The 20630-nt window shown below is 68.4% G+C and carries 21 protein-coding genes; 11 read left to right on the top strand and 10 right to left on the bottom strand.

Annotation, left to right across the window (positions count from 1 at the left end; genetic code table 11):
- Window positions 1-54: 54 nt before the first annotated feature.
- From U9J66_RS01285 to U9J66_RS01305, 5 genes are all read right to left on the bottom strand, one after another.
- Entirely contained in the window at window positions 55-930 is an 876-nt protein-coding gene (locus U9J66_RS01285; protein WP_326336731.1) for a hypothetical protein, read from the bottom strand.
- An 86-nt stretch (window positions 931-1016) separates the two neighbouring features.
- On the bottom strand, window positions 1017-1280 hold the full coding sequence (locus tag U9J66_RS01290) for a hypothetical protein (RefSeq protein ID WP_326336732.1): 264 nt from the start codon (window positions 1278-1280) through the stop codon (window positions 1017-1019).
- 367 nt (window positions 1281-1647) lie between these two features.
- Window positions 1648-1965: a hypothetical protein gene (locus tag U9J66_RS01295; protein ID WP_326336733.1), complete on the bottom strand. Its 318-nt coding sequence runs from the start codon at window positions 1963-1965 to the stop codon at window positions 1648-1650.
- Window positions 1966-2016: 51 nt separating this feature from the next.
- Window positions 2017-2919, bottom strand: coding sequence for an aminoglycoside phosphotransferase family protein (locus tag U9J66_RS01300; RefSeq protein WP_326336734.1), 903 nt, complete (start codon window positions 2917-2919; stop codon window positions 2017-2019).
- 123 nt (window positions 2920-3042) lie between these two features.
- Complete coding sequence (locus U9J66_RS01305; protein WP_326336735.1) at window positions 3043-4524, bottom strand: carboxylesterase/lipase family protein; 1482 nt, start codon at window positions 4522-4524, stop codon at window positions 3043-3045.
- Between the two features lie 153 nt (window positions 4525-4677).
- Here U9J66_RS01305 and arr point away from each other — a divergent pair, with 153 nt between their 5' ends.
- The 3 genes from arr to fxlM all read left to right on the top strand — a co-directional run bounded on the left by arr (window position 4678) and on the right by fxlM (window position 7553).
- Window positions 4678-5100: an NAD(+)--rifampin ADP-ribosyltransferase gene (gene arr / locus U9J66_RS01310; protein ID WP_042285598.1), complete on the top strand. Its 423-nt coding sequence runs from the start codon at window positions 4678-4680 to the stop codon at window positions 5098-5100.
- 389 nt (window positions 5101-5489) lie between these two features.
- Window positions 5490-6200: a phosphotransferase gene (locus U9J66_RS01315; protein ID WP_326336736.1), complete on the top strand. Its 711-nt coding sequence runs from the start codon at window positions 5490-5492 to the stop codon at window positions 6198-6200.
- 159 nt (window positions 6201-6359) lie between these two features.
- The gene (fxlM, locus tag U9J66_RS01320; RefSeq protein WP_042285954.1) at window positions 6360-7553 is read left to right on the top strand and encodes a methyltransferase, FxLD system; all 1194 of its coding nucleotides are present in this window, start codon (window positions 6360-6362) and stop codon (window positions 7551-7553) included.
- Window positions 7554-7651: 98 nt separating this feature from the next.
- Here the strand turns inward: fxlM and U9J66_RS01325 are convergent, their stop codons facing one another.
- Complete coding sequence (locus U9J66_RS01325) at window positions 7652-8563, bottom strand: helix-turn-helix domain-containing protein (RefSeq protein WP_326336737.1); 912 nt, start codon at window positions 8561-8563, stop codon at window positions 7652-7654.
- A 205-nt stretch (window positions 8564-8768) separates the two neighbouring features.
- Between U9J66_RS01325 and U9J66_RS01330 the strand changes: the two genes are divergently transcribed.
- Both U9J66_RS01330 and U9J66_RS01335 read left to right on the top strand, forming a co-directional pair.
- Window positions 8769-9863: an SDR family oxidoreductase gene (locus U9J66_RS01330; RefSeq protein WP_326336739.1), complete on the top strand. Its 1095-nt coding sequence runs from the start codon at window positions 8769-8771 to the stop codon at window positions 9861-9863.
- 208 nt (window positions 9864-10071) lie between these two features.
- Window positions 10072-10458, top strand: a complete 387-nt coding sequence (locus U9J66_RS01335) for a hypothetical protein (RefSeq protein ID WP_326336741.1) — start codon at window positions 10072-10074, stop codon at window positions 10456-10458.
- A gap of 26 nt (window positions 10459-10484) precedes the next feature.
- Here the strand turns inward: U9J66_RS01335 and U9J66_RS01340 are convergent, their stop codons facing one another.
- On the bottom strand, window positions 10485-10877 hold the full coding sequence (locus tag U9J66_RS01340) for a hypothetical protein (protein ID WP_326336742.1): 393 nt from the start codon (window positions 10875-10877) through the stop codon (window positions 10485-10487).
- A 371-nt stretch (window positions 10878-11248) separates the two neighbouring features.
- Between U9J66_RS01340 and U9J66_RS01345 the strand changes: the two genes are divergently transcribed.
- Complete coding sequence (locus U9J66_RS01345) at window positions 11249-13285, top strand: tetratricopeptide repeat protein (RefSeq protein ID WP_326336743.1); 2037 nt, start codon at window positions 11249-11251, stop codon at window positions 13283-13285.
- Window positions 13286-13506: 221 nt separating this feature from the next.
- Here the strand turns inward: U9J66_RS01345 and U9J66_RS01350 are convergent, their stop codons facing one another.
- On the bottom strand, window positions 13507-14115 hold the full coding sequence (locus tag U9J66_RS01350) for a TetR/AcrR family transcriptional regulator (RefSeq protein ID WP_326336744.1): 609 nt from the start codon (window positions 14113-14115) through the stop codon (window positions 13507-13509).
- Between the two features lie 62 nt (window positions 14116-14177).
- Here U9J66_RS01350 and U9J66_RS01355 point away from each other — a divergent pair, with 62 nt between their 5' ends.
- The 4 genes from U9J66_RS01355 to U9J66_RS01370 all read left to right on the top strand — a co-directional run bounded on the left by U9J66_RS01355 (window position 14178) and on the right by U9J66_RS01370 (window position 17901).
- Window positions 14178-14984, top strand: a complete 807-nt coding sequence (locus tag U9J66_RS01355) for an alpha/beta hydrolase (protein ID WP_326336745.1) — start codon at window positions 14178-14180, stop codon at window positions 14982-14984.
- Between the two features lie 81 nt (window positions 14985-15065).
- Window positions 15066-16289, top strand: coding sequence for an MFS transporter (locus tag U9J66_RS01360; protein ID WP_326336746.1), 1224 nt, complete (start codon window positions 15066-15068; stop codon window positions 16287-16289).
- Window positions 16290-16582: 293 nt separating this feature from the next.
- Window positions 16583-17188 carry a hypothetical protein gene (locus tag U9J66_RS01365; RefSeq protein ID WP_326336747.1) on the top strand — a complete coding sequence of 202 codons (606 nt, stop codon included), beginning with the start codon at window positions 16583-16585 and terminating at the stop codon, window positions 17186-17188.
- Between the two features lie 203 nt (window positions 17189-17391).
- Window positions 17392-17901, top strand: a complete 510-nt coding sequence (locus U9J66_RS01370; protein ID WP_326336748.1) for a hypothetical protein — start codon at window positions 17392-17394, stop codon at window positions 17899-17901.
- 139 nt (window positions 17902-18040) lie between these two features.
- On the opposite strand, the gene U9J66_RS01375 is transcribed toward U9J66_RS01370, so the two are convergent.
- Entirely contained in the window at window positions 18041-18706 is a 666-nt protein-coding gene (locus U9J66_RS01375) for a hypothetical protein (protein ID WP_326336749.1), read from the bottom strand.
- Window positions 18707-19050: 344 nt separating this feature from the next.
- Window positions 19051-20046, bottom strand: coding sequence for an NADP-dependent oxidoreductase (locus U9J66_RS01380; RefSeq protein ID WP_326336750.1), 996 nt, complete (start codon window positions 20044-20046; stop codon window positions 19051-19053).
- Between the two features lie 471 nt (window positions 20047-20517).
- On the opposite strand from U9J66_RS01380, the gene U9J66_RS01385 reads away from it, so the two are divergent.
- Window positions 20518-20622 (top strand): hypothetical protein, encoded by a 105-nt coding sequence (locus tag U9J66_RS01385; RefSeq protein WP_326337397.1) that lies wholly within the window; start codon window positions 20518-20520, stop codon window positions 20620-20622.
- Window positions 20623-20630: the final 8 nt, after the last annotated feature.

Genomic DNA, 20630 nt, shown 5'->3' on the forward strand with positions numbered 1-20630 from the left:
AGCACGCCGTTCCCGCTCAGGGGACTCGCGAGACCGGAACCGATGAGTCGGGCCCTACGGCAGCTGCTCCAGGAGCCAGCCGGCGAGCTCCTCGGTGATCAAGGCGTGGGTGTCGTTCCGAGAGGAGAGCTTGACGGCGTGGAAGGGCGTCTTCTCCAACTCCTCGTCGCTCAGCGGGGTGTAGAGGTCGTCGTGGGTGGCCGGTTCCCGCGCGGCGATGGCGCTGACGGCCGGGACGAAGCAGTGCTCGCGGATCGGGTTCTCGACCTTGAAACCGAGCAGGGGAGGCATCGAGTTCAACGCGTCGGCGAGGATGCCGAAGCCGTAGAGGGTTCCGCCGGGGGCTCCGTCGATGTCGGGCAGGCCGCTGGTGCGGACCTCTCGGGTGGGAACGGTGATGACCCGGAGCCTGGCGACCAGGTCGTCCACGCCTTCGGGCTGGGTGCGCAGTTCGGTGCCGGTGATCGACGCCCCCTTCCCGATGACGGCCGCGACGCCGGGCTCGACACCGTTACCGGTGCCGTCGGCGGGGCCGTTGGCGATGGCGACCCGTCGGGGCTCCTGCGGCCAGTCGCCGACCTCCTCCAACGCGCGCAGGAATTCCAGGCGCCGCTCGCTGGTGCCGGGCTCGTCCTCCCAGTGCGCGATGTGCCTCCAGAGCAGTTCCCGGGAGGCGTCGCTGTTGATCTGGTTCGAGAAGTCGGCGTTGAGCTTCTTGATGTAGTGGGCGAACGCCTGGAGGGCGATGGGGATCCAGGCGCCGTTGTGCGGGCTGTCGTAGGAGAAGTAGAGCTGCGCCTGATGTTCGAGGCCCTCCGTCTCCATCTTGGCCAGGGCGTAACGGCTGACCAGGCCGCCCATGCTGAAGCCGCCGACGGTCAGCGCGTGGTCGCCCTCGCGACGCTCGATCGCCTTCGTGACGGCCGCCATCACCGTCTCGGCGTTGTGCAGGATCGAGGCGCTGCGCTCTTCGTAGCCGATGAGGACGACGTCTCGGCCCTGGCGACGGATCTCGCTCAGCAGCGGGTACGGGCCGTACTCCAGGAGCTCCCAGGTGAGATCGAGGTCGCTGGGCCGACGCTGAAGCCGTCCGCCATGAGGACCGGGCGGGTGAGTCCGCCGTTGCCCTCGCCGTAGTACACCCAGGCGGTGCCGTGGGGGAGTTCCCAGACGTCGCTGGGAGGGGGCGGGATACGGTCGGTCGTGCGTGGGCCGGCCTCCAGGATGATCGGGGGAGCGTCCCGGAGGGCTTCGGCGGCCTGCTCTTCGTTGATGCTCATGGCATTCCCTGGCTGAGAGTGTGGGGCGTGGCCCCGCGTCATGGGTCGCATGCCGGGTATCGGGCGTTGAGGGAAGCGCGGTCGTTCCCGGCGAAGCCCTGGAAGCATACTTGTCACTCACTGTGCTTGAACAGGAGCTTATTGCTACGAAAGCCTGGTGTGCGGGGGTAGGGGCACCGATGGATCGGAGAGAATTTCCGTCCTGTACGAACGGACGGCCTTCCGGCGAGCTGGATACCGGGCATCCGGTCGGCCGGTCCAACGACGGGCCCCGCCGCCCCGAGTCCGCTCGGTTCACGCTTGAGGGGAGACGGTACGGCCGGTGCGAAGAAGACCCGGGTGCGGGGCCAGGCCCCGCACCCCTTGCTCAGCGGGGCCGGGCCCGGTGCGCCACGAGGGACGTGAGCCCGCAGCCGAGCAGGAAGAACACGATCCGCGCCTCGTGGACGACGAGGTGCACGGGGTGGCCCAGGTTCGGGCTGTACGACAACCGTAGAAGGCCGATGTCGAAGTGACCGCCGTAGCCGATGTGGACCTTCGTCCAGGCCAGGGCGAAGGCGAGGTTCAACGCCAGGAGGCCGAGTCCGGCCCCTAGAAGAAAGGCGCGGAGCGGTCTTCTCCGGCGGGTGCCTTCCTCACCGTGGGGGAGTTCGGTGGTGTCGCTCCGTGGGGGGTGTGGAGTCATGTCCCGCGTTCTTCGTGGTCGGTCGAGCGCGGTTCGTCGCGCCTTTCCTTCCTACACCACACCGTCCTTCAGGACTCGATCGAGCGCCGCCCGGCCCGCCGGCCCCCAGGTCGGCTTGCCGCCGGGCAGCCCCCGGTCGCCGTTGCGGCCCATGAGCATGAGGAACAGGCTCTTCATGGCGGCCAGACCACGGGCGCGCCGGATCGTCCCCTCGTCCGCTCGCTCATACGCGTCGAAGAAGGTCTTGGCGGCACCGTCGGGAAGCAGCACCCAGGCGGCGGCGAGGTCCCAGGCCGGGTCTCCGGCGAGCAGGTCTTCGAAGTCGACCACCCCCGAGAGCGTTCCGTCCGTGCCGATGGCGTTGGCGGGGTGGAGGTCGCCGTGCACCCAGAACGGCGGGCCCTCCCAGGCGGGAGCGGCGACGGCGTCCTCCCATACGGCCCGGACCCGGTCGGCGAGATCGTCGGGGACGACCGCGTGGCAGAAGTGGTCGAATCCCTCCGTGTACTCACCGGGATGTCCGCCGCGGGTCTCACTGATCGGCGCGTCCGCGGGCGCCTCCACGTGGAGGGCGTTGAGGAAGTCGGCCAGGATGACGGCCGCGTGTTCGCCACGATCGATGGGGGCGCGGTCCAAGGGCTCGCCGGGGATCCAGGTCATGACGGTCCAGGGCCTGGGGAAGCGGGCCGACGGCTCACCGGACCGCACCGGGACGGGGATCGGAAGGGGAAGGCGCGGGGCCAGGAGGGGCAGCCAACGGCGTTCCCGAAGCTGGAGCCTGGCGGCGTCGTCCATGCGCGGTATCCGCACGGCCAGGTCCTCTCCCAGACGCCACATCTGGTTGCCCCAGCCGCCCTCCACCTCGTGGATGCTCCGGCCCGCCAGGTCCGGATGCTGTTCGCGCAGCAGGTCGTCGATCAGCTCGGCGGTGATCTCGATCGGGGCGTCGCTCATGAACGGTCACACTAGCCGGACGAGCCGGACCCGGTGGTATCGGTGGGCTCTCAGGGGACGACCATGGAGGTCGAGGGCCTTTCGACCCTCGACCCGTCCCGTCTCCGCTTCGAAGGACGTGCCCTAGAAGGAGACGTCCCGCCACAGCGCGCGCACGCCGCCGTCCCGATCCTCCTTCCGCAGGTCGACGGGCAGGTCCCAGATCCGTACCGGGGTGTTGTCCGGGCCGGCCGCCGCCCACCCGGGGTCGCCGTGCGAGGCGAAATCGGCCCACGCGCGGATCATGCGTTCCGACAGGTCACGGTGTCGATCGGTGGAGGGGCCGTCCAGGAAGAACGCGCTCTGTCCGGAGTCGAGTTTTCCGAAGACGAACGTGAGGTCGAGCCCGTGGCAGGCCCCGAGCGCGCCGTCCAAGGCGGGGCTCTCCCAGGTGAATCGGGACAGGAAGGTCCGTCCGCCGGCGCGCGCGTGCTCCTCTCCGATACGCATGCTGTACTCGGAGAACAGGCCGTCGCCGGCGATCGCGTTGTACAGGTCGGACGGGGACGCGCCGGGGAGCAGTGCCCGGTACCCGTCGACGGCGTCCTCGCCCAGCCCGAAGGAGACCGCCGCGTGCCTCAGGCCCTCCTCGTCCTCGACGGGGGAGACCGACTCCAACGCCGTGAACAGGGTCCATTCGTGCTGTGTGTGGCAGACCAGCAGGTCGGTGTCTCGGGCGGCCCCGGCGGCGATCGCGCGTAGCGGGTTCTCGGGCAGCACCTCCCCGTCCAGGATCGGGGCGTAGGGCATCGAGACGTAGTGGTTGAAGCCGGCGTTCCGATCGCCCCTGAAATACGCGATCACGGCACGGGTGGCCTTGATGAGGGCCTCCGGCGGGATGTCGTCCCAAGAGCCCCGGCCGAGCGGGACACCGAGCGCGGCGCCGACCCGTTCGGTGACCTCGCGCGCGTGGTCGACGGCGCGGAAGTCACTGGGAGCACTATGCGCGATCGCCCTGGTGAACAGTCCGCGCGCCGAGGGCATCGTGAGCAGTGCGGCGACCGAACCGGCGCCCGCCGACTGCCCGGCGACGGTGACGTTGTCGGGGTCGCCGCCGAACTCGGCGATGTTGTCGCGCACCCACCGCAGCGCCGCCACCTGGTCGAGGAAGCCCCGGTTGTCGGGGCGACCGGGGACGTGGCCGAAGCCCTCGAAACCGAGGCGGTAGTTGAGCGAGACGACGACCAGTCCGGCCCGCGCGAGCGCGCTCGCCTCGTACAGCGGCTCGGCGGCGGTGCCGAAGAGGTAGGCGCCACCGTGGATCCACACCAGTACCGGGAGCGGCCCGGGGTGGTTCCTCGGGGCCCACACGTTGACTGAGAGGTATTCCGCCTCGTCGTCGGGGGTCCAGGGCGGGGCACCGGGGAACGAATTCGACTGAGGGGAGACCGGTCCGAACCGGGTGGCGTCCCGGATGTCATGCCAGGGAGTGGGCGGGACCGGGGCGCGGAATCGGGCGGCGCCCGTCGGTGGCCCGGCGTAGGGGATGCCGCGGAAGGCGACGATGTCGTCGGTCAGGGGGAGACCGCGTACCCGACCGTTGCGGGTGTGCGCTACGTGGTCCATGTTTCTCCGCTCCGGTACATCGGAACCCCGGTGGGGTGGATCCGGGGACGCCGGGAAGCGTAACCGGTCGACCTCTCGTCCCGGTCGCGGAAGAGGGGAAAGATCGATGTTCTCGCCCCTGGTGAGCCGGAGGCGGGCCGGTAACCTGAAGGGATGGTCGATCCACTGGACGAGGGGCCGTTCTACCACGGCACCAACGCCGACCTGCGGGTCGGAGATCATCTCACCGCCGGTTTCCGCTCCAACTACCGGCCCGAGATCGTCATGAACCACATCTATTTCACCGCGTTGATCGACGGCGCGGGGCTCGCCGCCGAGATCGCCGTCGAACTCGCCTCGGGCGAGGGGACCCCGCGGGTGTACCTCGTCGAGCCGACCGGGGTGTTCGAGAACGATCCGAACGTCACCGACAAGAAGTTCCCTGGCAACCCCACGCGCTCCTACCGGAGCACGGATCCGCTGCTGATCGTCGAGGAGATCACCGACTGGACGCGGCTGAGCCCCGAGGCGCTCCAGATGTGGCGGGAGCGGCTCGCCGTTCTTCGCGAGGAAGGCCGCGACGAGATCATCAATTAGGGAGACCGCCCGACGTTTCGAGCCGGGTGCCGATGCGATCGGTGCCCGGCTCGGGCGTGGGCGGGGTCTCCGTTCGGGAGATGGGTGAGAGTGTCCCTCTTCTGCCTTAGGTCGGGAAGTCGACGAAGGCACTCAACCGAAACCGAAACAGAAAAGACGGGAGAAGTCTCCATTCCGATTCCCCGATATTCGGAAAGCGCTCGCTGATTTCTCGTTCCCCGGTTCTTTCGTCGGCTCCGTGGTAGCTTCTCGCGGAAAGAGGGGGAAGGGTGTTCGGGGTGCGGTATACGGAATGGGATTTTCGGTACGCGTTGGGGAGGCTGGGGTTTTATTCGGACGGGCCGATCAGAATCGGATATCGGGCGGCCACCGTCACCGGTCCCGCGCGCATGTCGGACGGAACCCGTGTGTGGGTGCGGGTGGGCACCGTGGCCGACCACGTGGTGTGGATGCGTCCGGAGGCCATCGAGGAGGCCTCCCGAGAGCTGTCCTTCCTCGTGCCCATGCCCCACGTCCTGGGCAGCTTCACCTGGTGGAGGCCGGATGTCGACGAGGGTGTCGATCGCCGAGCGCGAGCGCACGTCTTCGCCTACGTGGAAGGCGCTCCCGTCTCCCCTGAGCCCATGATCCGGGAGGACCCGTCGGTGGACGAGGTGTGGTGGGACGACCTGCGTCGAGCCCATGACCGGATCTCCGAGGCCGGCTGGTCGGGGCCAGGGCAGTCGGAGCGAAGGGTACGTCGTTGGGTCTCCTCCTTGGCCGGGGAGAGGTTCGCCGACACCGAGATCGAGTGGATCCCGCAGCACAACGACTTCCACTGGCAGAACCTTCTCGCCCCGAAGCTGACGGTCGTCGACTGGGAGGGCTTTTCCCTGGCCCCGGCCGGTTCCGACGCGGCGCATCTGTTGATCTACAGCCTCGCCCATCCCCCTACCGCCGACCGTGTGCGTGATCTCTTCTCGGACGTCCTTTCGGGCGAATCCGGAGAACTGGCACAGGTGTTCGCCGCCGCGAATGTCCTGACCGCCGTGGAGAACGGATTCCACGACGATCTTCGAGAGCCGATCAGAGACCACGTGAAGAGTCTTCTCGCCGATTGATCCCTCTTCGGTGGCTGCCGGAGGCCGGCCGAAAGTCCGCGGAGCCGGGGTGCCCCGCTCACCCGGGGCCCGCTTCCGACCCGAGCCTTCCCTTCGACCGATGGGACCACCGCCCATCGGAACCCCACATTCCCGTCCACCATGGCTGGAGAGACCCTGATGACCGACACGAGCACCCTGACCGAGGACACGATCGCCCACGCGCGCCACACACTGGCCGATCGCCTCTGCGCCGAGGGGACCATCACCGACGCGGCCGTGGAGGAGGCCTTCCGGAACGTGCCCCGGCACGCCTTCCTGCCCCACGCGAGTCTGGAGGAGGCCTACTCCGACACGATCGTCTCCATCAAGGACGACGAGAGCGGCAGGTCGCTGAGCTGCGCTTCGATGCCCGGCGTCGTCGCGTCGATGCTGGAGCAGGCCCGGATCGAGCCCGGGGCGCGCGTCCTCGAAGTGGGTGCCGGTACCGGATACAACGCCGCTCTGCTCGGGCGCATAGTGGGGGAGCACGGCCGGGTGGTCACCATCGACGTGGACCGGGACCTCACCGACGACGCGGCCGCCCGTCTCGCCGAGACGGGCGCGACCGACGTGGAGGTCGTACTCGGGGACGGTGCTCTCGGGTACGAGGCCGGAGCGCCCTACGACAGGATCATCGCCACGGTCGGCTCGCACCGGATCCCCGCGGCGTGGCTGAGGCAGCTCGCTCCCGAAGGTCGGCTCATCGCCCCGGTCCGGGTCGCCGGAGACGTCTCGTACAGCATCGTGTTCGAACGCGACGGTGAGAAGTGGGCGAGTGTCGACGCCCGACCGGCCACGTTCATCCCATTGCGGGACTCCGTGGAGGAGGACACCCGTGCCTACCGGTCCATCACCGGTGATGACAGGGTCACCCTTCAGGTCAACCGGGAGCAGCGCGTCACCGACGAGCAGGTGCGCGGCGTACTGGACGAGCCCTCGTCCCTGGTGTGGACCGGCGTCACCATCGGTGGGATGGAGCCCCGGGACAAGGTGTGGCTCCGGCTGGCGCTGCTACTCGACAACTCCGTCTCCCGCATGTTGGTCGAGCGCGCCGCGATCGTCTCAGGCCTGGTCGCCCCCGGCCTTCCGTGGGGGGACATGGCCTCGGTACCCGTCGATGAGCGGGGGCTGGCCTACCTCACCGCCCGGGCCCTCACCGCTGATCCGCGAGGGGAGTGGGAGTTCGGGGTGGTCGGCCACGGAGAGGCCGGGCGAAGGCTCGCGGAACGGATGGCGGACCTGATCCGGGGGTGGGAGCGCACCGCGAAGGTCGGCTTCGAAGTGCGCCTGGACGGCGAGGGCCGGACGAGTCTCGACGTGACCTGGGATTGAGGCCGGCCGGGGTGCTCTGGAGGAGGGCGCCCCGGCCCGCGGGTTCCCTCCGGCGGAGAGCGTCGGCCGCCCACCGCCGGAACGCTCAAGGAGGGGGCCTACTCGAAGAAGCCCACTTCCGCCTCGCGTCGCGCACGGCCTGTCCGCCCCTCGTGGACGAGGGTGTCCAGCAGGGCCAGGGCATCGGTGGAAGGCTCGTCGGCGGGGAAGTAGACCTCCAATCGATGGTCCGGGGTATCGGCCTGGAGCCAGACCTGGAAGTGGACCGTCAGCGCGCCCACGAGCGGGTGCCGCAGGCGCTTGGTCCCCTGGGTGCACGCCTTGACCCGGCCGGACGCCCACATCGCGGCGAAGTCGGCGTCCTTCATGCACAGCTCGCCGACGAGTTCGGCCAGGCGGGTGTCATCGGGGTACTTGCCGCTGATCAGCCGCAGATAGGCGACATAGGTGCGGGCCTCCGCCTCCCAATCGGCGTAGGTCTCCCGCACCCGCGGGTCGAGGAAGAGCAGACGCGGCAGCGAGGGGCGGGTGTGCGGATCGTCGGTGTCGAAGGGCAGGTGCGGGGCCAGGAGCGCGTGCCCGGTCGGTGTCCAGGCGAGCGCGTCGTTGCGCCGGCCCAGGAGTACGGCCGGCCGGTTCCCGAGCGATTCCAGCATCGTCAGGGAGCGCGGGTCCGGATGCTCGGGGCGTGTGCGCGGAGCGGCCTTCACCGGGGAGGGCCTGGCCAGATCGAGCAGATGCTCGGTCTCCGTCCGCGATAGGCGCAGCGCGCGTGCGATCGCGAGAAGGACCTCGTCCGAGGCGTTGTGGGCCTGGCCCTGTTCGAGACGGACGTAGTAGGCGACGGAGACCCCCGCCAGGTGGGCGACCTCTTCACGGCGCAGGCCGGGTACCCGCCGACGTCCGCCCCGGTACTCGACACCGGCCTCGGCCGGGCTCAGGGCGTCGCGACGCGACTTCAGAAAGCCGCCCAATCCACCTGAACCGCGCGGGCGGGACGAACCACTCATACGAGCCAGGGTACGTGGATCCTCCACGTTCAGCCTGACCCTGTCGGTGGTACGCACGGCGATCGCACGATCAAGGGGTGTCTGGTCGCCACGGCGACCGCGCATGAGACTGGCCGTCGGCGACACGACCGGCACCACCTCTACGTGCGCGGCGTCGCCCGGCCGCCGATCGTCGCGGCCCACTCGATCCGCTGAGGAAGGACCCATGAACGACCACCGCTCCACCGCGCTCATCGTCGGTGTCAACGGCATCGTCGGCTCGGAGATCGCGCGCAGGCTCGCTATCCGTGACGACTGGGACGTGCACGGCCTGTCGCGCTCGGCCCACGAGCTTCCGCCGAGGGTGCGCCCGATCCTCGGCGACCTACGGGACGCTCAGAGCCTCGCCCCGGCCCTGAAGGACGTTCGGCCGACCCATGTCTTCTTCACCGCCTGGTCGAGGCAGGAGAACGAGGCCGAGAACATCCGCGTCAACAGGGCCATGACGCGCAACCTCTTCGAAGCGCTCGCCCCGGCCGGAACGGTGCGTCACGCCGCGCTCATGACCGGGTTGAAGCACTACATGGGCCCGTTCGAGGCCTTCGGCACCGGCGAGATGAGCGAGACCCCCTTCAGGGAGGAATCCGCACGGCTGGACGTGCCGAACTTCTACTACGCGCAGGAGGACGAGCTGTTCGCGGCCGCCGAACGCGATGGCTTCACCTGGAGCGTCCATCGTGCGCACACCGTCACGGGGTACGCCATCGGCAACGCGATGAACTTCGCGCTCACGCTCGCCGTCCAGGGGGCGATCGCCCGCGAGACCGGTACCCCGCTGATCTTCCCCGGCACCGAACTCGTCTGGAACCACCTCACGGACGTCTCCGATTCGCGGGTGGTCGCCGAACAGATGATCTGGGCGTCGACCACCCCCGGCATCGGTGATGAGGCGTGGAACGTGACCAACGGCGAGATCTTCCGCTGGCGCCGGCTGTGGCCGCGCCTGGCCGACGCGCTCGGCGTCGACTGGGAGGGCCCCACCTCCGAGCCCCGTCCACTGGTCGGGCAGATGGCCGGGAAGGAAGGGCTCTGGGAGGAGATCGCCGACCGGTACGGGCTCAAGGAGCGCCGGCTCGACCGGGTGGCGTCGTTCTGGCACACCGACAGCGACCTCGGCGTGGAGGTCGAGGTCGTCGCCGACATGACCAAGAGCCGGCTGGCCGGGTTCGACACCTATGTCGATACCGAACGGGCCTTCCTCGACCTGTTCGACCGCTACGAGACGGACGGCCTGGTGCCCGCGCGGCCTCGTCGGGCCTGATCGACTTCGAGACCGGCCGGGGCGCTCTCCTCCAGGGCATCCCGGCCGGTTTTCTTGGACGGGGCGTGTCGGTGGGCGATCGATGCTCCCGACCTCGTCGAACCACCCTGACCAGGGTGTTTCGCGGTGTGTCGAGAGCACATCGATGATGATCGGCGCACACACTGAGAACCGTGTGATGTCAGATGCCCACAGAAAGGGATGAGCCGTGGTCCCCGTTCCCACCGCCGTCGCCGTGCCGCTGGTCGCCTGTGCCCTCGTGGCCTCCACCATCGCTCCGGCGCACGCCGCCACCGAGGGCGCTCTCGTCTGGACCGTGGAAGGGGGATCCGAGGTCGTCGTCGAGACCCCGGAACTCGGCTGCGCGGCCGTCCCCGAGGAGGTCCGCTCCGCACCGGAGAGGGTCTCCAGGTTCCACAACGCCACGGACACCGTGGTCCACCTCATCGGGGTCCCGTGCGACCCCGCCCGGGAGGGCGGCGTGCCCAGCGACGCCTTCGAGGGCGAGTACCTGGTGGTCGCCGCCGGCGGAGTGGTCGGATCGGGTTCCGCGCTGGAAAGGGCGCGCTCCGTCATCGTCGGCGACCCCGCCTGAGGCATCCGGGCGGGCCGCCCGAACGGTCACCTGCCGAGGCCCCTCAACGCGTCGATCCTCGCCCGGTCCGTTCCCGACCGCTCCAGGATGTCCAAGGCCTGCCCGCCGTTCTTTCTGAGGGCCTCCCGCTCAAGGATCCAGGCCCCTCTTTCGACGATGCCCTTGCACCTTCTCTCCAGATCGAGGTCGCCCCTTTCCAGCACCTCCTCGTGAGCGACACCGGAAACGATCTGGAAGATCACCTCGAAGAGGACCGGCTTCACGTGTGACGGGGGATCGCAGGCCAGGGCGGCCATCGCCAGTGAGACCGTGGCCTCGGCCGCTTCGAAGAGCCGACCTTGGACGAAGACCGAGTTCTCGATATCCCAGTAGTGGTTCATCGCGTCGTCTTCGGAGGCCTGCGAGACGAGCTCGATCATGCTGTCGGGAACAAAGGACGCGTCGCCGGTCAGCGTGGGCAGGGCGGACCAGTCCCAAAGACGGGCCTCGATCCGGACCAACTGGAGATTCACTTATCTCGCTTTCGTGGGAGGGGCGACGGGAATCCGGTCACCTCATTGAACACGCACTCCCCGAGTGCCGGGGAGCCTTCGAAGGTTCTGGGGCCATGGCGATCACGACGTCGTTCGTGGCCGGCTGTGAACGTCATGGGAAAGGGGCAGAATCGTCGTATGCGACGAACACGGGCGTGGGAACGCACGACCTCCCCCTTGACGCCGACGGTGCCGGACGCGTCTCCGGCGTGGCCCGGTCACCTGGTGTCCTTTCGGTTCCGGGGTCGGTGGTAGCGGTGGTCGACAACCGTACGCGCGACAACCACGGGGTCTCGATCCAGGCCCGTGACATCAATGGGCCGATCACCGTGCACCCCCGGACCGACGCTTCGGTGCCCGGATGGGTGGATACGGCCCTGCCCGTCCATCGGTGCGATGTGGGCGAGTTGGGCATCCACAACGCCCTGCCCGGAGACGAGGGTGAGGGGCTTCCTCCCTACGTGGCCCGGGATGTGGACGAGGAGATCGACCGGCGCCTGGCCGCGGTCTCGGAAGCGCCACGCGGTGGTCTGGTGTTGGTGACCGGAGCCTCGACGGCGGGTAAGACCCGGGCCATGGTCGAAGCGTTGGGACGCACGCTTCCCGACCGGATGCTGGTGGCTCCGCCAGAGGGCGCCGATCTACGGGCACTCCCGGCCTGGCTCGGAGAACGGGCCGAGAGCGCACCCCAGGGGTGGGTGGTCTGGCTGGACGACCTGGAACGTCATCTGGGTTCCTCGGGGCTGACCCCGACACTGGTCGCCGAGCTCGGTCTGGCCGGTGCGGTCGTGGCCGCCACCATCCGCCGCAACCACCTGGAGGCACTGCGTCCGAGCCTCACCGACCGTGCCTTCACCGCGGAAGGTGTGGGGTACGCGGTGCTCAAGACCCCATCGGTCGTCGTCGAACGCCGGTGGAATCCACAAGAGCGCGATCGGGCACGGGCCAGTGGTGATGAGCGTTTGGTGCAGGCCGCCGACGACGAGCGGTTCGGAGTGGCCGAGCAGTTGGCGGCGGGCCCTCTTCTCCAGCAGGCCTGGAACGGAGGCCCCGACGGCGGCCATGCCCGCGGTTACGCGCTGGTGGCCGCCGCCGTGGGTCTGGCCGAAGCAGGTGTGTCGAGTCCGTTGACCCGCGAGCAGATCCAGGCCGTACACGTCGCCTATCTACCGGCCCCTCCACCTCTGCCAGAGGAGGACGATCAGGCCTGGGAGTGGGCCACCTGTCCACGTAGCGGTATGGCCGGGTTGTTGGTGCCCGCCGATCATGAGGGCCGTCGCTGGCGGGCCTTCGACTACCTCACCCACCAGGGTCCTCTGCCCGAAGCCGTGTGGCGCACCGCCCTGGAGACCACCACCGGACAAGAGCGGCTCGACGTCGGCCTCACGGCCCACAGCGCCGACTTGTACGACGTCGCCGAAGCCGCCTGGACCCCGTTGGCCGAGCAGGGCTACAACGCTGCGATGGTCGACCTCGGGCTCCTACTGGAGGAGGTGGGCCGAGTCGGGGAAGCGGAGGCCTGGCTTCGACGGGCGGCAGGCAAGGGCGAGATCAACGCGATGCACGCCTTCGGGATCCTGCTCTACAGGTCGGGCCGGCTCGAGGAAGCGGAGCCTTGGTACCGCCGGGCCGCTGAAGGGGGTCTGGCCGGTGCGATGTTCAACTTCGGGCTTCTGCTGCAAGAGGTGGGTCGGCTCGAGGAGGCCGAGTCCTGGTACCGGCGGGCCGCCGACGTGGATGAGATCGACGCGATGGGCAACCTGGCGATCCTGCTGTCCAGGTCGGGTCGGTTCGGGGAGGCGGAATCCTGGTATCGGAGGGCGGCTGAGAAAGGCCGAAGCGATGCGATGTTCAACCTCGGGCTCCTGCTGAAAGGGCTGGCGCGGGATGGGGAAGCCGAGGCCTGGTTTCGGTGGGCCGCCGAAGAAGGCGAGGTCAAGGCGATGAACAACCTCGGTCTCATGTTGGAGGAGGCGGGTCGTATCGGGGAGGCGGAGGCCTGGTATCGGCGGGCCGTCGATGGAGGTGACACCGAAGCGGTGTTCAACCTCGGGCTCCTGATGCACAGGGAAGGACGGTCGAAGGGAGCCGAGGAGTGGTATCGGCGCGCCGCCGCCGAGGGCGACCCCGGCGCGATGTCCAACCTAGGGGTCCTGTTGAACGACGCCGGCCGAGTGGAGGAAGCGGTGTCCTGGTTCCGACAGGCCGCTGACGCGGGTCATCCCGGTGCGGCGCACAACCTCGCCGTCCTGTTGGGCGAAGCCGGCCGAGGGAGAGAGGCCGAGGCCTGGTAGCGGAAGGCCCTCGGGGGTGACCCGGCTCGTCATCGGGTGAGGGCCACCATGGGCGGGAAGGGTGCTTTTCGAGGCCATGAGGGAGGGCTGCCCGAGGGCCGCCCAGGGAGACCCCTCGGCGTATCGATCCTCGCCCGGTCCGTTCCCGACCGCTCGAGGATGTCCAAGGCCTGCCCGCCGTTCTTTCTGAGGGCCTCCCGCTCAAGGATCCAGGAGTCCCTTCAGCCGGTATCGACCGTCCCGAGCGCGTCGAGCGCCTGCCCCACCTCTCCGCGGATGACGCGTTCGATCTCCTCGGGCTCCTCCCTTCGCAGGATCCCCTCGTGAAAGAGGTCGTGCCGCAGGAGAAGTGCCCCGACCAGCAATCCGGCCCAGGCCCGGGAGCCCCCTGCCTCCGAAAGCGGGGCGATCCACGAATGGAGGATCGCCGAACGCCCGGCGGTCAACGTGGGGGAGTCCCGTTCACAGCGGCTCCAGCGACGCATACCCTCCCAATCCTCCGGTCCCACGTCGGCCCATCGGCGAGTGTCGGCGAGCAGGGGGCCGTCGAGGATGAGCGGGCGCAGCGCCTCGGTGGCGGCCGCGGGCCCGTCGCAGGCCTCGATGGTCGTGATCAGCGCGTCGAGCACAGCGGGTTCCGCGTCGAAGAACAGGTCCTCCTTGGCGGTGAAGTAGTTGGTCACCGTCTTGATCGATACGTCCGAGGCCTCGGCGATCTGGGCGAGGGTGACGGTCTCGAAGCCGTCGCGTTCGAAGAGCCGGGTCGCGCGGTCGGAGATGCGTTGCCTGGTCTCGCGGCGCTTGCGCTCCCTCAGGCCGATATTTACCATGATGGAAAGTTTACCATCGTAGAACTTATGTCGATGGTCCCGCCACAGAAAGACCGACGACCATGCCCCTGCGCCTCTCCTCCCACACCTTCACCTCGCACGCGGTCGAGGCCGAGGTCGAATACCGGCTGCTCCTCCCCGACGATCACCAGGAGGGGGAGCGGCTGCCGCTGGTCCTCCACTTCCACGGGGCCATGTCGTCCTCGGCCTCGCTGGAACTCGCCCTGCCCCTGTATCGAGAGGCGTTCGACGCCGAAGAGTTCCCACGCGCCGTCGTCGCCTGCCCGAGCACCCCGACCCAGGGCGGCTTCTACCTCGACCAGGAGGACGGGCCTGCCTGGGAGGCGATGGTTGGTACCGAGCTTCCCGCGCACCTCGAGGAGACCTTCGGAACCTTCGATCGGGTGGCGCTCCTGGGAGCGTCGATGGGCGGCTACGGTGCGCTCAAGCAGGTCTTCGCCGACCCCGAGCGGTTCACTGCGGTCGCGGCCCTCTCACCCGCGGTGTTCCCCGGCGAATCCCCGGCCGACGTTCCCGCGCGGAACATCCCTTCCGTGCTCGGGGAGCTGCACCGGACGATGGCCCCGGGCGGCGACGCCCGGACCTATGCCCGGAACTCGGTCCACGGCCGTGCCCGGACCCGGGCCGAGCTCATCAGAGGTTCGGGCCCGTCCGTGCTGATCGACTGCGGTGCCGCCGACGAGTTCCTTCTGCACGAAGGGGCCGCGTACCTCCACGGGGTGCTGACCGAGCTGGACATCGAGCACACGTTCCGACTCGTCGAGGGAGCCGGCCACGTCGGCCCCGCCGCCGAGCGGCGCACGCTGGAGGCGATCCGGTTCCTCGGCCGAGCCCTCATGAGCCGGTAACGCGATCGCGGGCAGAAGCCGTATCGGTTTCCGGGCTCGGAAGACGACCACGCCTCACCGGCGGGGAGTAGTCTCGATCGAATGCCTTCCCCCCGTATCGACGGTGTCGGTGGACACCGGGACTTCCGCCGTCTCTGGGCCGGTTCGGTGGTGGGTCAATTCGGATCCGCCATCGGCATGGTGGCCCTACCCGTCATCGCCGTCGTCGTACTGGACGTCAGCGCCTGGCAGGTCTCCCTCTTGGCCGGGATCACCGCGCTGACCACCGTGCTGGTCGCCTTCCACGTAGGTCACCTCGTCGAATATACGCGCAAACGCCCGGTCATGATCGGTGGCGACCTCATCCGAGCCGTCACCCTGGCGAGTCTTCCCGTGGCCCATGTCCTCGGCGCCCTCACCTATGCCCACCTGTGCGCGGTCGCGGCGGTCAACGCCGTCTGCGCCATCGCCTTCACCGGGGCCTCACAGGCGCATCTGAAGTCCCTGGTCTCACCCGCCGGCCTCATCGACGCCAACAGTCGTCTGGAATCGACCCGTTGGCTGAGCATCTCTCTCGGGCCCGCGCTCGCCGGAGCGCTGATCGCCGCACTGTCGGCGGTCGGCGCGCTCGTGACCACCACCGTGGGCCATCTCTTCGGGGCCCTGGCCGTACGGACCATCCGCGAGCCCGAGCCCCCTCCACCCGAGCGCCCCCTCTCGGGAGAGCGCACCTCGCGTCGCGCGGAGCTCTTCGCCGGCCTCGGATTCGTCCGGGGCCATCCCACCCTGCGGCCGATCCTGTTCGGTTGGATTCTGTTCGCGGGGGCCTCCTCGATGGCGGCCCCGCTCACCGCCGTCTTCTACATGCGTGACCTGGGGTTCAGTACGTTCGAGTACGGACTCCTCATGGGGGTGCCCTCGATCGGCGGGTTGGTGGGGGCTCGCCTCGTGCCCTCACTGGTCCGCAGACTGGGTGCGCTGCGCACGCTGCGGTGGGCCTCCCTGCTGCGCGGCCCTTGGTACTTCCTCATCCCCTTCGCGGTTCCCGGCCCTGTAGGGCTGTTGATGTGCGGGGCGGGGTTCGGCCTGCTCCTACTGTTCTCCGCCGCGGCCAACTCGGCGATGGCCGGGTATCGGCAGTTGGAGACCCCGGACGCCCTGATGTCTCGGGTGGCCACCCTCTGGGCGTTCGCGACCACGGTCTCGCAGCCGCTGTTCATTCTGCTCGGGGGAGTGGTGGCCGCTCTGCTGGACGCTCGGGCGGCGCTCTCGGCCGCCGCGGTGGTGATGGCCCTGGCCGGGTTTCTTCTGCCACGGAAGGGGTGATCCCGCCCGCCGAGCCCGGTCGGGCCGACCTGAAACGGTGGCAGGAGGAGACGGATTTCCTTGATTTCTTATGCCCTGAAACAGCGATGAAGAAGAGTCGTGTGCTGACGGCGCTGCCGATGAAATCCGAGGTGAAGCCATGGATCAGATGATTCTTCCCGGCTTCTCGTGTTCTGAAGTGCTCTTATGAGCGGCTGTAGTCGCAGGTCCGTGTCTTCGGAACTCTTCTCGGTGCGGTAAAACAGAGAGCGTCGCGTCCTCCGGATTCAGTTGATTTTGAGGAGATCACCCCCTTGACCAGCGTTAGTTCTCCTGTGCGGTGGGCGGCTGTGGGTCTGTCCGCCGTGTTCGTTCTGACCGCGTGTTCTTCTTCTGATGTGTTCGATTTCACGGAGACGTCGATGGGTCCTGCCGAGACCATCGAGTTCCGGGTGCCCGACGAGCTCATCGAGATGGATCAGGAGTACGCGGAGAACCGTGTGGTCGATTCCATCACCGTCTCCGCGACCGAGGCCGAGGATCCTTCCGAGTGTGCTGTTCGGTACGACTTCGGCTACACCGGTGACGATCTCGACCGTCTCACCGAGTTCGCGGAGAACCACTACGAGACCAGGCCACCGAGGGAGGCCGCGTTCAACGCTTTTACCGGTGAGGCTCCGAACGATACCGATATGGAGGATGACTTGTCCTCGGCCGTGGTTCAGCTTAAGTGCGCCCTGTCGCCGTCCGATGACAGCGACACCGCTGAGGCGAGATTCGTTCGGACCAATGACAAGGGCGGAACCACCCACTTTATCCTTGCCGAGTTCTCGGTCATGAGCGATGGCGAGCTGTTCGTCCACGGGGTCGAGGCCCGTAGTTGGCGGTTGGACAGTAACGGCAACTGGGTCAAGGGCTAGGTTCTGCTCTTTTCGCTCTCCTGGTCCCTGTTCTTGATCTTCTGGGGAGTCGTGTCTTTCTTGTTCTCTTCATTTTCTAGGAGATCGTTCCTGTGGGTAATTTCGGCTCTTCTGTGCGGTTGGCGGCCGTAGGTATGTCCGCCGTTTTCGTCTTGACCGCGTGTTCTTCCTCCGGGGTCGAGTTCGATTTCACCGAACCTTTGATGGAGCCTGCGGAGGCCATCCGGTTCGAGGTGCCCGATGAGCTCGTCGAGATGGATCAGGAGTACGCGGAGCGTCGCCTGCTCGATTCCGTCACCGTCTCCGCGACCGAGGCCGAGGATCCTTCCGAGTGTGCTGTTCGGTACGACTTCGGCTATACCGATGAGCTCTTCGAACGCCTCGTCGAATTCTCCGAGCAGTACTACGACGAAAGGCCTCCGCAGGACGCCGCATATTATGCCTTCACCGGGGTCTCGGCCGATGGCTCGGAGATGGAAGAGGACTACTCCTCCGCGGTGGTTCAGGTGAAGTGCGCTCTCTCGCCTTCCGACGATGAGAACACCGTGGAGGTGAGACTGGTGAACACCTTCGATGATGGCGACGTCTCTCTTGGCGCGTCGGCCTTCGTCAAGGCCGAGGTCTCGGTGATGCAGAGCGGTGAGTTGTTCATTCAGAATTACGAGGTCGATGGCTGGCAGTTGGACAGCAACGGCAACTGGGTCAAGGGGTAGAGCGTTGGCGGGGGTTCCCTGAAACGTCGATGACAAGACGAAGGGCGTCGAGGGCGGAGTGAATCCATCCTCGGCGCCCTTGTGGGGGTGTCCCTCGTCCACTGGGAGGCCCCTCGTTCCCGTCCCTCGTCGCGGACGCCTAGGCCGGCGGTCCGGGTACCCAGGTGTCGGACGCGTCCAGGGTCCACTCGGAGGAGAACCGCCCCGGCCCGAACTCCACCTTCTGGAAGCCGGTCACCGCGTCGAAGTCGACCAGGGTTCCCTGCCGGATGGTTCCGGCGTCGATGTAGTAGGTCGGATCCAGATCGAAGGCGTGGCTCAGCCCGGGGCCGCTGGTGCCCACGATCGCCGGAGCGAAGGTCGACGGTCGGTTCCGCTCGCCGCCGGAAAGGGCCAGCCCCACGGTGGGCCCGCCGATCGGACCGTACTCCGGGACGTTCGGGTCCGTGTCGACGTAGAGCCTTCCGGGCGTGGCCGGGCGTGCCTCGGCGGGCTCCAGGGTGAACATGTGGCCGTCGCTCTGGTAGCCGAGCCTCGCCGCGTTGTCGTGGGTTCCGGCGGCGACCGGCATGGAGGCGGCCTCCGTCCACTCGGTGCCCGTATCGATCCCTTGGGCCGCGAACACGAGCCGGTGGTCCAGGGTCCATTCGAACGTGACGCTGTCGCCCGAGTCCACGGTTTTCGTGAGCCAGGCGACGGGGGAGAGCCGGTCCGACCCGGAGACCGGGACGACGGTGTAGACGGCGAACGTCCACCGTGGGGCAGTCGACCTGTTGTACAGGGTGAGGGTGTACGTGTCCGTCATGGTCACTCCGTCCTGTCCGGATCCCTTCGCGCGCGAAGGCTCCTCGCGACCACGCGCCGCGCGACTCATGCCATGGTCACACCGGGTGACGCTCTGGGCGCTGAACGACAGGCGTGTGCCCGTGGTCGTTCGGAGGCCTCGCGTCACCCCCGAAGGCGAGGCCGCGTCCGAGCAAGGTGGGGCCGAGCGTCGGGGGACCGGAAAGGACCCGTGCGGCACGGCATTCTTCGCGCCTTGAACCCCGAGGCTCCGTCAGCAGGCCGCTCAGGCGCTCATCGCATGTACCGGATCACGGGAGCCCACGACTCGCGAAGTCGTGGGCTCCCGTCTTCGTCGCTTCGGGCTCAGCCCGAGGCGGACTCGTCGTCCCGGACGACGAGCACCAGCTTGCCCGTCGTGTGCCCGGTCTCCCCGGCCTCATGGGCGCGTGCCGCCTCGGCGAGCGGGAAGGTTCCGGCGATGGTCGCCCGCAGCCGCCCGGACCTGACGAGGGCGCCGATGGACCGCATACCGGCGTGGTCGGACTCGACGAGGATGATCTCGGCGCGCACACCCAGCCGCTCCGCCTCCTCACGCAGTCCCTCGGCGGCGACGGGGATGGTGGAGACGAGGACACCGCCGGGCTTCAGGGTACGCAGGGAACGCGGCTGGTAGTCGCCGCCGATGGTGTCCAGGACCACGTCGACGTCCTTGACCGCCTCGGCGAAGTCGACCTCCCGGTAGTCGATGACCTCGTCCGCGCCCAGGTCGCGCACCAGGTCGTGCTTGGGCGTGCTCGCGGTACCGATGACGTACGCGCCGCGCGCCTTCGCGATCTGCACCGCGAAGTGTCCGACACCGCCCGCCGCGGCGTGGACCAGCACCCGGTCGTCGCTGGAGAGATGGGCGGTGTCCACGAGCGACTGCCAGGCCGTCAGCGCCGCCAGCGGCATCGCGCCGGCCTGCACGTGGTCGACCTCGTCGGGCTTATGCGCGAAGGCCCGGGTGGGGCCGACCACGTACTCGGCGTGGGCGCCGGCGCCGTCGGGGTAGGGGAGCATGCCGAAGACCGCGTCCCCGGGCTTGAACAGGGTCACCCCGAGCCCGACCTCCTCCACGACGCCGGAGAGGTCCCAGCCCAGAACGAACGGGGGTTCGCCGAGGAAGCGGCCGGTGGCGCGGTGCTTCCAGTCCGTGGGGTTCACGCTCGCGGCGTGCACGCGCACGAGGATCTCGCTGATGCCGGGCTTCGGGCGCGGGATCTCGGCGATCCGCAGGACGTCGGTCCCGCCGAGCTCCTCCTGCCGGACGGCCCGCATCGCGGCCTGTCCGTCGTCCGTGCGCTCGGTGGTGCTGTCCATCGTGATCTCCGGTTCCCTGGCTTCGGCGATTTGTGGCTTCCAGCCTGTCAATCCGGAGCCGGCCGCCGCAACCAGGGGCGCTCTCGTTGGAGGAGGGAAGGGTGGTGTTCGTGAGATGGACCGGTGGGGGCAGGAGTATGAGGGCGGTTCCTCGGGACGGGGCCGTGTCCGTGCCCACGGCCTGTTCGCTTCGGGGCGGTGCGGTAGGGATGGGCGGAGGCTGCTTCCGACCGAAGGTCGCGGGAAGATAACGGCCTCTGTTTCCGCAGGTCGTTTCCCCTGAGCCCCACGCACGTGGGGATGGAGTGAACGGCCGCACCGGTCTCAGCGTGCTGTTTCTCGACTTTGCTCAGTGAACCCGGAGAATTTCCGGTATTTGCTCCTGACCCCTCCTCATCCCTCTGGCGCCGAGCGGAGAACGACGACCATCCTTGAAGGAAGTGCTCGTCGACCGGGGCCTGGATCACGGGCATCGAGCTGATCACCGAGCCGGCCGCGGTCGTGCGCTATGCCATGATCCGGGACGCGGCGATGCACCACGCGGTGCCCTACGACGAGTTCGACGCGACCGGATGACATGAGAC

Origin of the sequence: Nocardiopsis sp. LDBS1602 (genome assembly GCF_035818715.1) — a bacterium.
GTDB lineage: Bacteria > Actinomycetota > Actinomycetes > Streptosporangiales > Streptosporangiaceae > Nocardiopsis > Nocardiopsis alba.